The organism is Microcoleus sp. N9_A2 (assembly GCF_036701775.1).
Taxonomy (GTDB): domain Bacteria; phylum Cyanobacteriota; class Cyanobacteriia; order Cyanobacteriales; family Microcoleaceae; genus Microcoleus.
Map to the genome: position 1 here is coordinate 156,058 of NZ_JAUBRH010000013.1, position 13,153 is coordinate 169,210.

A 13,153-nucleotide genomic window follows, 5' to 3' on the forward strand; every position below is an offset into this window, starting at 1 on the left:
ACCTTTCCTAAAAAAAACCGGTTTCTTCATAAAACCGGGTTTTTAACACTCAAATTGCGTGTTGTCGATACCAATCAATCGTCTTTTTCAACCCTTCCTTAAACTTTACCTCCGCCACAAAACCAAACTTTTCCTTAGCCCTTTGGGTATCCAAACAGCGGCGCGGCTGACCGTTTGGTTTGTCTGTTTCCCAAACAATTTCTCCCTCAAATCCCATCAATTCGCAAATCGTTTCCACTAAATCGCGAATTTTAACTTCGCTATTCGTTCCCAAATTAACCGGGTCAGATTCACTGTAATCTTGCGTTGCCATCACAATTCCCCGCGCGGCATCTGTGGAATACAAAAACTCGCGGCTAGGGCTGCCGTCGCCCCAAACTGGCAGTGTTTTGTCTCCCCTTTCTTGCGCTTCGTAGACTTTACGAATTAATGCGGGGATGACGTGGGAACTTTTCGGGTCAAAGTTATCTTCCGGGCCGTACAGATTTACTGGTAGCAAGTAGATACCGTTGAATCCGTACTGCTGGCGGTAGGATTGCAGTTGCACTAATAAGGCTTTTTTGGCAATTCCGTAAGGTGCGTTAGTTACCTCTGGATAGCCGTTCCACAGGTCGTCTTCTTTGAAAGGAACTGGGGTTAAATTGGGATAAGCGCAAATCGTGCCTACGCAGACAAATTTTTCGACTTTTGCTTCGTAGGCGGCGTGGATTAGTTGCGCGCCCATCATCAAATTATCGTAAAATAATTCAGCCGGTTTGAGTTGGTTTAAGCCGATGCCGCCGACGTGGGCGGCGAGGTGAATGATGATATCTTGTTTGTCGGCGGCGCGCTTGCAGTTTTCCATGACGCGAAGGTCGCAGTCGCGCGATCGAGTTACCGAAATTTTATCAGCATCGGCCCCTGCTTTCACTAGCTGGTCGATTACCTGACGGCCCAAGAAACCGGCGCCGCCCGTGACTAGAATGCGTTTGCTGCTTAAATCCAAGCTTGTCATAATTTTAGCCTCGGGATTTTGAATAAAGGTCGATCGACAATTTCAATTCTAAAATTGTTGCTTTGGCAAAAAAAAGCTTTCAGCTACAGGATGAGGTTACCCACAAATTTGTTTTAGCTGCAGCAGATAGGGACAATTTGCGCCGTGCACACCCGAAAGTTAGATATAGGGGTCGCGACTCCTCAACGATCATTTTAAGGTTTTTTTTAGCCCGCACAGCCAAAAATTTTGCGAGCAATTAAGCTGGTTCTTTGAATGCCGATCGCGCTACGCTAATAGCTGTAACAACCCTCTCATCAGTTGTGAAGTGTGTGCAGGGGCAATCCTCCGGTGCGCGCCTTTCGCCAAAGGGGGTAAACACGGGACCCTACCCCTACAAATTGTCCGCACTGACGGCTTAGTTGAGCGACTTAATCAAATCCGTTGCCCGAACCCCGACCTTGCTGTTCTAAAGCTTTCATGTCAGCATCTACCATTAAATGTACTAACTCCTCAAAAGTTACAGACGGTTCCCAATTTAATTGCTGGCGCGCCTTAGTCGAATCGCCAATCAACAGTTCGACTTCTGCCGGACGCAAGTAGCGTTCGTCAAACTCCACATATTTTTGCCAATCTAAATTGACGTAAGTAAAAGCCAAATCGAGAAATTCCTTAATGGAATGGGTCTCGTTCGTAGCAATGACATAATCGTCAGGCTTGTCTTTTTGCAGCATCAGCCACATCGCTCGCACGTAGTCTTTAGCATAGCCCCAATCCCGCTTGGAATCGAGATTGCCCAAGTAAATCTTTTTCTGCTTGCCGGCGACTATTCTGGCAACGGCGCGAGTAATTTTGCGAGTTACAAAAGTTTCGCCACGGCGGGGAGATTCGTGATTGAACAAGATGCCGTTGCAGGCAAAAAGTCCGTAAGATTCGCGATAATTTATTGTTTGCCAGTGCCCGTAAACTTTGGCGCAGGCGTAAGGACTTCTGGGATAAAAAGGAGTTGTTTCCTTTTGCGGAACTTCCTGCACCAAACCGAACATTTCCGAAGAACCTGCTTGATAGAACCGCACTTCTATGCCGGTGCGGTGCTGATAGTCCCGAATTGCTTCTAGCAGCCGCAATACTCCCATCCCTACAGTGTCCACCGTATATTCCGGCGAGTCAAAACTGACTCGAACGTGAGATTGAGCGCCTAAGTTATAAATTTCTACCGGCTGAACTTCTTCCAATATCCGGCGGAGAGTGGTGCCGTCCGTCAAGTCGCCGTAGTGTAGAAACAGGCGCGCACCCTCGCTGTGAGGATCGACATAGATGTGGTCAATTCGATCGGTATTGAAACTAGAACTGCGCCGGATAATGCCGTGAACTTCATATCCTTTCTCTAACAGTAATTCGCTCAAGTAGGAGCCGTCTTGACCTGTAATACCTGTTATTAGCGCTCGCTTACGTTGCGTCATCTGATTTTCCTTTGACAGGCTGTGTTTATTCACAAGAAACTTTTTGGCAGAGGCTGTTGATCCCTGCCGGCCGTATTCTCAAACTCTACGTTAACTGCTTTATAAAACTTACTCAAACTTAACTTTAGTTACCTAAAGCCCGTTGAAGTTTACTTCCTACGCTGTTGGGTAGTGGGCTATCCCCCTTAAGCCAAAGGTTATAGAGTTAAGTTTAACACCTAAGCCTAAAGCAGTCTATCTAGAAGAACTGATCTTTCTAGATGAAGAAGAGGTAGGTTTATTTAAGTATTTGCCCCTTTAGTTAAGCTCACAATTCTTCGATCGGCATCCAGGAACTGTTTAGTTTTGACAAAGAGTTTGTCGCTGATTGTCGGTAGTCAGCATCAGTGGTCAGTAACAAATAAAACTAACTACCGAGTGCTGACTGCGGACAAAAATTAATATGCGCCGTTATTTTTGGGAAAAATCACAACTCCAATTGTTTTGAAAACAATCCACATATCCATCCAAAGGTTTTTGTCATTTGCGTAATAGAGGTCGATTTGGACTCGGCGGGGATAGGGAATGTCGTTGCGACCAGACACTTGCCACAAGCCTGTAATTCCAGGTCTTATGGTGAGAATTTTGTTGATGTGACGGCCGTATCTCGGCAGTTCTTCTTCAACTAAAGGTCTCGGTCCGACGACGCTCATATCTCCTTTTAAAACATTCCAAAACTGGGGAAACTCGTCTAAACTGGTCATTCGTAAAAATCTTCCAATCCAGGTAATTCGAGGGTCTTGTTTCAGCTTGAAATTGTCCTCAAACTCTTGACGCAAATGCGGAGAATTTTCCATGATTTCCAGCAATATATCGTCCGCATTTTCCACCATCGTTCTGAATTTAAGGCAATAAAACCTTTTACGGTTTTTGCCTACTCGTTCCTGTACGTAAAAAATAGGCCCGGACGAGCTTAAGGCGATTAAGAAAGCCAAAAGCAGGTAAACCGGAGCAAACAGGATCAGAACCGATAAGGAAAACAGGATGTCAAATAACCGCTTGAAAAGTTCTCCGTCGAGGCTCTGTAGAGAACGACTTATGCGTCTATCTCCTTGCAGGACAGACCCAAAACCGCGTCTTGCGATCGCTCGAATTACCTTGCCGGAGATTAGTTGGCTGTCGGCAGTCATCTTACTCCTTCACTTCACACCACACACAGTCATGATCATAAAGCCTCAAGACGCTTTGTTCTCTGAATTATGTTTCCAATACTCAATTTTCTGCATTCAGAAGAAGGAAGAAGGAAGAAGGAAGAAGGAAGAACGAAGAAGGAAGAATGGACAAGGTACTTATGTAGAGAGGTTTTGAGGGCTTCGGAAGCAAGAAGGAATATTTTCTGCCTCTCCTAGTCTCCCCCTCTCCCCCTATCTCCCCCTCTCAACTCCCAGACTTGGTAAAATCACAGGATTGAAATTCCTGATAGCACTGTTCGACAAAAGCCAGATAGCGCTGCTCAAAGACTTCCGGGGCAAACTTTTCGGCGCGCAAGCGTGCCATTTCCGGCTGAAATTTTCCTTGCAACTGCTCAAATTCCTCGACGGCTTCGACTATAGCTGCTGCGGTTTGGGATGCAAAAAATAAACCAGTCCCTGTTTCTGGGTGTTGGCGAATGTCGAACACTGTCTCCAAAGCGCCCCCTGCTGCATAGGAAATTACTGGTGTTCCGCAAGCTTGAGCCTCTACCAAAGCTATGCCAAAATCTTCGCAAGCTGCATATACAAAGGCTTTCGCCTCTGCCATGTACTTTTCAACTATGGAGGCGGGCTGCCAGCCGAGCACTTGCACGTTGGGTTTGGCGATTTGCCGAATCATTTCTAATTCTGGCCCGGTGCCGATGACAATGAGAGTATGCCCGAGTTGATTGAATGCTTGGACGATCGCACTTACGTTTTTGTAACTTACCAACCGACAAACTGTGACGTAAAAGTCTTGTTTTTGCCGCATCAAGGAAAATCGCTCGATATTTACCGGCGGATAAATCACCTGGGCCCGCCGCCGATAGCACCGCCAAATCCGGCGCGCAGTGTGTTGAGAGTTAGCGATGAAATAATCAACGCGATTGGCGGAAATTACGTCCCACTGCCGCAGTCGATGCAACAAATATCGCGTCAGCAGACCCTGGATGCCTCGTCCGGCTTTGCTGCTACGCAAATAGTCAAAAGTTAAGTCCCAAGCGTAGCGCATGGGCGTGTGGCAGTAGCAGACGTGCATTTGCTGGGGACTGGCGAGGATGCCTTTGGCGACAGCATGGGATGATGAGAGGATGATGTCGTATTCTCGCAGATCTAGTTGTTCGATCGCGATCGGCAGAAATGGCAAATATTTTTGGACGCCACGGCGGGCTGCGGGAAAGTGCTGCAAAAATGTTGTGCCAATCTGTCGCCCGAAAAGATAGCTTTCGGGATTGGCCGATTCAAAGTCGATGAGGGCATAGATATCTGCCTCGTCTACGTGTTTGAGAATTTCCTGCACTACGAGTTCTGAACCGCCAGTAGCTAAGGGCGTCAACCATTCGTGAACTAGGGCGTATTTGAGTTTTTTCACTTTATGTAGCCGATCAAACGATTTGTTAGCGCCAGTGCTGTCAATATTAGTCTTACTGAGGGATCACTTACGCAATATCCAGTCATCAACCAGGTTTCTACGTAGGTATTTAGCTCAAACCAAGGATTTTGGGAATAAACGGAGTTTTTGTCCAATCAACCACAGCAAAACTGCACTCTCCGGCAGTGATTTCCCCGATAATTGACAAGAAATACTATTAGGCGGAATATTGAAGGTGATTTGCGATCGCCTAAATCTGCGGAAGGGGCGATCGGCTCAATGTGGTGTGAGGAAAAAATGTCCAAATTTTTGTGGAAGGGACTTTTAGTTAGTCCGGCGGTATTGGCAGCAAGTTTAGTCGTATGTTCGACGGCGCTAGCAGCAGAGCAACCTGTAGAAATTGCCACGGCAGCTCAAGCTGATAAATTGCAATTAGCAGGTGCTGCAACCGAGGCAGCCAAGTCTGAGACAGCAAAGCCTGAGACAGCCGAACCAGCGTCACTAGCTAGTAAATCAACTGTTGAAACTATTGAGAAAGAAAGTGCGAACCTCTACGAGGGCTTCACTAACGATTTGAGCGCCCCAGTTGCCGAACAAGCAAAAGCACCGGAAAACGCAGTTGCAGCAGATTTAAGCGAAACCAAACCCGCAGGAGCGCCCGCAAATTTAAGTGCCGAACCACCTGTCGCGGAACAAATCCCCGCAGTCGCACCCGCAAACTTAAGCGAAACGCAACCCGTCACCATTGCACCGGCTAATTTAAACGCAGAAAAAGCTGGCATACAACCCGAGCAGATTTCGCAATCCACTGATTCAAGTGCCCAACCTCAAGCACAGTCTAATGTTTTAGAACAAATCAACCAATACAGCGCCGAAGACAGTAGCAGCGAAGATGCAGTTGGCCAAGTAACCTCAGTTTCGCAACTTTCCGACGTTCGACCCACCGATTGGGCCTTCCAAGCTTTGCAATCCCTAGTAGAGCGCTACGGGTGCATAGCTGGCTATCCTGACGGCACTTTTCGCGGCAACCGGGCGATGACTCGCTACGAATTTGCAGCAGGTTTAAATGCGTGTTTGGATAAAGTTACCGAGCTAATTCAAGGCGGTTCGAGAAATCTGGCGACGCGAGAAGATTTGGCTTCTGTGCAAAGGTTGCAAGAAGAATTTGCGGCGGAATTGGCAACTTTACGTGGCCGCGTCGATGTTTTGGAAGCGCGCACCTCTGAATTAGAAGCAAATCAGTTTTCAACTACGACTAAACTCAACGGCGAAGTGGTATTTGCTGTGACCGGTATCGCCGCCGGAGATGATGCTAACGGCCGCGAAGCTGATAGAACGACTGCTTTTGGCAGCAGGGTTCGTCTCAATTTTGATACGAGTTTCTCAGGTGAAGACTTGCTGAGAACTCGACTGCAAGTTTTGAATTTGGGTTCGTTTTCTACTAATAATACCAAAACCGCTGAAGGGGAATTGCGGTTTAATGCTGGGCCTTTTGGCGAGGCTAGCAATACTGTAGGTTTAGATGCGCTGCTTTACCAATTCCCTCTCGGCAAAAGCACGACTGTAATTCTCGAAGCCAACGCAGGCGCTGCTGATGATTTTACCAACACTGTCAACCCTTACTTTGACGGAGACGGCAGCTACGGCGCTCTTTCTAACTTCGGTACTCGCAACCCGATTTACTATTTGACTGGCGGTTCTGGCATCGCTCTGCGGCATCAGTTTGGGGAAAAACTGGAGCTGAGTTTGGGATATTTGGCGGGCAATGCTGCGAGCCCGACGCGGGGAAATGGTTTGTTCAACGGTTCTTACGGCGGTTTGGCTCAGTTGACTTTCAAACCCAACGACAACATGGCTTTAGGTTTAACTTACGTTAATTCCTACAACTTTGTTACCGGTACCGGCAGCAATGCTTCTAATTTCCCGGCGCGTCTCGGTTCCTTTGGGTTCGACAGCGATACCACTCTGCCAGTTTCTAGCAATTCCTACGGCGCGCAAGCTTCGTGGCAGTTGAACCGGAGATTTGCAATTGGCGGTTGGGCGGGTTACACCAACCAGCGCATTTTATCCAACTTGGCTACTCCTACCGATTCTGTGCAGCGGGGAGACCAAAAAATCTGGAACTGGGCAGTTACTTTGGCTTTTCCCGATTTGTTGAAAGAAGGAAATGTGGCGGGTATTCTGGTAGGTATGGAGCCGCGGGTGACGAGTTCTACTAATCGGACTTTGCCGGAAGATAAGGATACTTCGCTGCACGTTGAAGGTTTCTATCAGTTTAAGTTGAGCGATAATATTTCGGTCACTCCCGGTCTGATTTGGCTGACTGCTCCTGACCACAATAAGGATAATTCTGATTTGGTGATTGGGGTAATCAGAACGACGTTTACTTTCTAGGAGTTGTATATTCGGGGCGGGCTAGAAGCCCACCCCACAAGAGTTTGATTTTTTTTGAAATAAAATTTAAATGTAGAACAGCTTAAGAGCGCATTCGACTTATTGTATAAATCTTTGATTGATAGGGAAACCGCAGATGCAACGCAGATGCCTTTCAAGAAGAGCGAGCGAATGAATGCAATTAAAGTCTATTTTGTTTCAATAGAAACGACCAGCTTTAGTAAAAGCTGGTCTGCACAAATAGTTAAATCCGTTGTTTGTTGTTCTCACAGTGTTTTTTTCACAGTGAGGAAACCCAAATTGCACGTTTCTTTGCAGCGGGTTCTAAGAAACATATCATCTGTCTTAAGTGGTACTTTTGCAACAAGAATTATTTTTTTGTAATAAAACTTTACATTAGTCGGGTTGTTCGATCGCACATCGTATCAAGCCGGAGCTTGCTGCGGTCTGCCCCAGACAATCCGCTCCTGCTTGTATACAACCATACCCGGTTTTGCGCCTTTCGGCTTGTATACATATTTCGGTTCTGTATAAACCACCGGGACTTGTTCGCTGTGGCGGGCGCGACTGTAGTAAGCAGTCATGTCGGCGGCAAATTGCAAATCGGTTTCTTCAGCCACTGTACCGGGTTTGAGACGCAGCAAAGCGTGGCTTCCGGGAATCTCTAGGGTGTGAAACCACAAGTCATAGTCATTAGCGGTACGAAAAGTGAGTTGGTCGTTTTGGCGGTTGTTGCGCCCGATTAATAATTCAAAGCCGCTGGGGGTTTGGTAGCGGTGAAATTCGATCGCAGCATTTTTGTCACTGCCACGGTAATCTGATACAACTAGATATTTTTGCTGGATCAGTTCTTCGCGGATTTCGGCGAGGGTTTGCAAATCTTGGGTGTTGCGGTAGGTTTCCAATACCGCAATCGCGACTTCGACTTGTTCTAAATAGTCGATTTCTTCCTGTACGGCGGCTAACAAAGGTTCTACTGCAATGCGGGCTCTTTTAAGTTTTTGGTGCTTTTTGTAGATTGCTTGAGCGTTTTGAACGGCGTTTTTTTCCACGTTTAGCGGAATTATCACGGGTTTTTCGGTTTCAAAGTCGGGGAGAGAAATTGATTTCATTCCGGGTTCCCAATGCTGCAAGTTTGCCATCAGCAAGTCGGCTTGGGATTTGTGGGTGTCGGCATCTGCTGATTGCTGCAATCGTTCTTTAAATGTGTTGGCTTTGAGGCGCAGTTTTGCTAGGACATTGTTGAGTTTTTGGGTAAGTTGATGCCGCAGTTGGGCGAATACTTGTTGATTGATTTCGCCTGTGTAGTAGCTGTTGAGTATTTCTTGAACGGAAGAAGGAAGTTCGGCAACGGATTTTGTAACGGATTTAACGGATTTAACGGATGTCTGGAGGGAGGAAGAAGGGACGAGGGGGGAGGGATTTTCTGGTGTTGGCCAGTCGATGACGGTGTAGCCTTCAGGGGTAAAACTCGGGTGAAATTTGGAGTTTTCTAGGCATTGCAGCCAGTATAGCCAGCGCTGGAATAGTTGCTGCCATTGGTCGGGATTGAGGCTGTCGGTGGATTGTTCGGGGTCTAAAGAAGCCGATCGAATCATTGACCCAATTAAGGCCTTACTCAACCCTCGGTAATTCTTCAACATATTGCGGTTTAATGGGCCGGGAACCAGGCTAATTCGTGATTGCCAGCGGTTTTGAGATTCGCTCAGACTCGGTACTGCATCGGTCAAAGACGGGGGCATTTCGTAGGGTTGCCCGGTTTGGATGGGACGGACGGTGGACTGTTTGGCGCTGACTTGGTGGGCGCAGGTGACAACGAGGTTGTCTTGGGCGGTGAGGATGACGTTGCTGTATTTGCCCATGATTTCGGCGTAGAGATGCCAGAGGGCGGGTTCGCCCGGACGTTTGGCGAATTGCAAGTCGATGACTCTTTCCCAGGATGAAACGGGGGCGATGGAAACTAAGGCTAAACCGCTGAGTTGGTGCCGCAGTTGTTCGCTGAAGGTGAAGGTATCGGGAATGCGGGGCGGGGGGTCGCCGACGCAGATGCGGGCGGCCACAGGATGCCAGGAAAGGTCAATCCAGCCGCGCCCTTTCATGGTGCGGAGGGCTAGGGACACGGTGAATCGATCGCGCTGGTAGACTTGTTCTAAGCGCGCTGGCAGCCATTGGGCTCGCAGTTCGCTGCAAGTGGCGGTTAAAGTTGTAAAGTCTACGGGTTGCACGGTGGCCTCTTTGCGATCGATCGAACTATGTATGTCTATGCTGACAGATATTGGTCGTATTTAACCGATATTATCAAAGTTTTGAAACCAGATTTGAAAAGACGTATCAGAGGCAGGCATTTTGCTGGCCTCACAATCAATCTCTTTTCTTCTGGTGGAACAGGCATCTTGCCTGTTGCCTATCAGATGCAGGCAAGATGCCTGCCCCACAAAAAATCTAACTTATTGTGGAACAGGCATCTTGCCTGTTCCTAAATATCTTCGATTAAGCCTAGTAAATTCCTGTTATTGTTAGTTAAATGGAAAACATATCAATTTTAGAACAAGCCGCTAAATCGAATACAAAACCATCTTCCGCCGCCGTAGTCGCCGCCCTCCTAGAAGCCGAGAAAAACGCCAAAAAAAATAAAATGCGCTATGATTTCGAGCAATTAACCGGCAATTGGCGCCTGTGCTTTATCACAGGCACAAAAAAGACTCGACAAAAAGCAGGAATTGTGTTATGTGCGGGACGTTACATTCCTGAGTGGGTGGCAAAAATCCAAATTGCTTACTCGGTAGAACCTGTTGCGGATGGGGAAACGCTTGGAGAAACGGGCAAAGTAGAGAATTCGGTGCGAGTTGGGGCGATCGAACTAACTCTTTCCGGGCCGACTAAGTTTTTGGTAAATAAGAATATTTTAGCTTTTGATTTTACCAGAATTACCGTGAAATTGTTGGGTAAAACTGTGTATCAAGGATTTATTCGCGCTGGTGAATCGCGGGAGGCGGAATTTTTTAGTTTGAGTGTGGGGAAGCAGGCTTTTTTTGCATATTTTTTAATAGAAGATGGGATAATTGCCGCGAGGGGAAGGGGCGGCGGATTGGCTTTGTGGGCGAGAGTTTAGCGGTTCTTAATTGGCTGCAATATAGCAGGTAATTCACCTTATTCATTTGGGAATTGGCGGGATATTTGTTCTGCTTGGCGGTTGACTTCTGTTGTTTACTGCATCAATATTACTCAAAGTAGTAGCTTCCCCTGCGCGCGATCGCCCACTTCCCGCATAATCGGTAAAGCTTGGTTATAGTATTTCAATGCTTCTTGCGGTTGAGAAATATGGTTGTACACTGCACCAATATTACTCAAAATATTAGCTTCCCCGCGCGATCGCCCACTTCCCGGTTGATTGGTAAAGCTTGGTTAAAATATTTCAATGCTTCATGCGGTTGGGAGATGGTGCCGTACACTAAACCAATATTATTCACAGTAGCAGATTCCCCCCTGCGATCGCAAAAGGTATCGACTGCGACTAATCTGGATTGTTAGATCCTCTGTTGGTAAGCAGTTCTAGTATTTAGACTAGGGAATTGACACAGAGCCAAATCACGAACTATATTAGAGACATGGATGCAGCAGAAATGCTCTAAGCATGATATCCCCTTACCCACTAGGGTCGAGGAAGTTCCGGTAAAAACGTTGTGAATAGCAAAATTTATTTTTTGACGAAGGCTCTTTAAGGAGCTTTTATTACTTTATGGCTTTGGTAACGTCGGATTATTCAACATTTTTTTAGCTATGACAAAGAAAAAGAAAAAAACAACAAACGTAATCATAAAAACCAAACCAGATCTCGCAAGGATTCAGAAGGCTTAACATTTACACAACTCAACAATCCTTTTTCTGGTCTATCTCAAGAAGTTATAGCTGAGATACTCGTTGAAGCGGGGCGATCGCATGAAATAGAGTTCAACGAATCTTTAGAGAAGCTGGTAGAAAAAATTAGCTCTGTTGATGTCTTGCATCTACTTTCTATTCTTGCATTTTATGGTCTTTCTGTTGGGATGACGAAAACAGGTAAAACCTCTAAAAATAAAAATCCTACAATCCGCCAGTCTCATGTAGAGCTTGTTCAAGCATTAGCTTTACGTTCATCTGTTTCAGAGCAGTCTTCTGAACCAGTACAACATCATGAGGATCAGGAGATTTGGGATTTACTAATCTCATTTGACACCGCCTTTAATCTAAAGCGAATCGTACAAATTAAAAACGCAAAAACAGAAAAAAAGATTGCTATTTTGCAACTGCAAGAATTACTTCGAGTACACAGTAGTATGGTTCGCAACTGGGGATATTTCAAACGAGTTATCTCAATTGCAAAAAGGTTCTACTCAGGGCTTGACCAATTATTCAAAATATCAGTGGGGTTGGAAGCAACATCAATAATTGATCTCTTTGAAGCTTTAGTGCTTTACGTTGAAGAAGTAAATAATGAACGGTTTCAGCACATGAGAACTGTGTTCAAGGCACGAACTATAGAAGAAGCAATAAAAACTTACCATGAGATATATCAGTTGCCAGGTTCCGTAGAGGAAACAACTACTTTTTTGCGAGAGCAGGGTGCAACACTTAATGAGGTTCGTTCTCTGATTGTAAGACACTCCGAATTATTTTTGACTGAATCATTTTCCTTGACAATTGAGGAACTAGCAAGTTCCATGAATATTGAACCTGTAGCTCTTGAGTGTGCTTTATCTAAACTAAGTTATCAGTTTGGCGACCTTAAATATTCTGATCCAGAACACTTTCTTCTTGGAAATCCAGTCTGGACAAAGCCTTTAATTAAATTGCCAACAGGTAGCTATTTTTGTGTAATACCACAAGTTTTTTTTAGCTTTGTTTTTCAAGCACTTGATAGTCTGTTATCTGCTGAAGAAATCAAACGTGAAGTCCAAGATAAGCGTCGTCCTAAGTTTCTGGAGGATGAGATAAAGCAGCTATTTACACAAGCATTTCCTCAAGGTATTTTTAAACAAAACTTTAAGTGGAAAGATTCAAATGTGGAATATGAATCTGATTTTATTGTGCAAATTGATTCTTATCTCCTAATTGTTGAAGCTAAATCTGGTGCCGTTTCTAGAGCGGCATTACGTGGAGCGCCCGGTTCAGCTAAAGATGATATCCAGGAATTACTTATAAGTCCTGCCATTCAGTCAAAACGTTTGGCAGACAAAATAATAGACTTAAAAGCTAAGCAGGTTTTTCCAGAAACTTTTCAGGCTCTAAATTTTGATCTAAATGCTATTGACAGAATTATTAGACTATCAGTAACACTTGAGGATTTTGCAACCATTCAGTCCCAAGTATCGCGCCTAAGAGATACGGGTTGGATAGATAAAGATTTTTCTGCTGCACCAACGATAGCGCTTGCTGATTTGGAAGTTGTCTTTGATATTTTGACTTCTGTTTCACAAAAAATTCACTACTTGGTACGCCGTGCTGAATTAGAAGAGCATATGCAATATCGCACTAACGAGTTAAATTTACTTGGTTTTTACCTTGAGACGAGATTTAATCTTGGTAAAGAAGAATTTGAACCAAGAGAATGGATGATTTCAGGGATGTCTGAAAAAGTCGATGAATATTATGTAGCCCTAGACCAAGGCATTATCAGAAAAAAGGTAACCGTTCAGGGGGGGTAAAAGAGAAATAGCCCAAAAAGCGGAGAAAATCTGATAAATTAAGTGACATGGAAGAA

General features: G+C 45.5%; 10 protein-coding genes. 3 read left to right on the top strand and 7 right to left on the bottom strand.

From position 1 onward, the window contains the following. Nucleotides 1–49: 49 nt before the first annotated feature. The 4 genes from QUA44_RS11015 to QUA44_RS11030 form a co-directional block, all read right to left on the bottom strand. Entirely contained in the window at nt 50–994 is a 945-nt protein-coding gene (locus tag QUA44_RS11015; protein ID WP_333250535.1) for a GDP-L-fucose synthase, read from the bottom strand. A 410-nt stretch (nt 995–1,404) separates the two neighbouring features. Beyond that, nucleotides 1,405–2,436 (bottom strand): GDP-mannose 4,6-dehydratase, encoded by a 1,032-nt coding sequence (gene gmd, locus QUA44_RS11020; RefSeq protein ID WP_333250533.1) that lies wholly within the window; start codon nt 2,434–2,436, stop codon nt 1,405–1,407. 437 nt (nt 2,437–2,873) lie between these two features. After that, nucleotides 2,874–3,605, bottom strand: coding sequence for a sugar transferase (locus QUA44_RS11025; RefSeq protein WP_333129943.1), 732 nt, complete (start codon nt 3,603–3,605; stop codon nt 2,874–2,876). A 247-nt stretch (nt 3,606–3,852) separates the two neighbouring features. Then, nucleotides 3,853–5,019, bottom strand: coding sequence for a glycosyltransferase (locus tag QUA44_RS11030; protein ID WP_333250532.1), 1,167 nt, complete (start codon nt 5,017–5,019; stop codon nt 3,853–3,855). A 297-nt stretch (nt 5,020–5,316) separates the two neighbouring features. Between QUA44_RS11030 and QUA44_RS11035 the strand changes: the two genes are divergently transcribed. Then, the gene (locus QUA44_RS11035) at nt 5,317–7,413 is read left to right on the top strand and encodes an iron uptake porin (RefSeq protein ID WP_333250664.1); all 2,097 of its coding nucleotides are present in this window, start codon (nt 5,317–5,319) and stop codon (nt 7,411–7,413) included. A gap of 425 nt (nt 7,414–7,838) precedes the next feature. Here the strand turns inward: QUA44_RS11035 and QUA44_RS11040 are convergent, their stop codons facing one another. Continuing rightward, nucleotides 7,839–9,638: an NFACT RNA binding domain-containing protein gene (locus tag QUA44_RS11040; RefSeq protein WP_333250531.1), complete on the bottom strand. Its 1,800-nt coding sequence runs from the start codon at nt 9,636–9,638 to the stop codon at nt 7,839–7,841. A 299-nt stretch (nt 9,639–9,937) separates the two neighbouring features. Here QUA44_RS11040 and QUA44_RS11045 point away from each other — a divergent pair, with 299 nt between their 5' ends. Next, nucleotides 9,938–10,525, top strand: a complete 588-nt coding sequence (locus QUA44_RS11045; RefSeq protein WP_333250530.1) for a hypothetical protein — start codon at nt 9,938–9,940, stop codon at nt 10,523–10,525. A 113-nt stretch (nt 10,526–10,638) separates the two neighbouring features. Here the strand turns inward: QUA44_RS11045 and QUA44_RS11050 are convergent, their stop codons facing one another. Together QUA44_RS11050 and QUA44_RS11055 are read right to left on the bottom strand one after the other, a co-directional pair. Beyond that, complete coding sequence (locus QUA44_RS11050; protein WP_333250528.1) at nt 10,639–10,764, bottom strand: tetratricopeptide repeat protein; 126 nt, start codon at nt 10,762–10,764, stop codon at nt 10,639–10,641. Next, nucleotides 10,761–10,883 (bottom strand): tetratricopeptide repeat protein, encoded by a 123-nt coding sequence (locus QUA44_RS11055; protein ID WP_333250527.1) that lies wholly within the window; start codon nt 10,881–10,883, stop codon nt 10,761–10,763. Before QUA44_RS11055 ends, QUA44_RS11050 begins: the two co-directional genes overlap by 4 nt. A gap of 576 nt (nt 10,884–11,459) precedes the next feature. On the opposite strand from QUA44_RS11055, the gene QUA44_RS11060 reads away from it, so the two are divergent. Beyond that, a complete protein-coding gene (locus QUA44_RS11060) occupies nt 11,460–13,097 on the top strand; it encodes a hypothetical protein (RefSeq protein ID WP_333250525.1) in 1,638 nt (545 codons plus the stop codon). Nucleotides 13,098–13,153 lie beyond the last annotated feature (56 nt).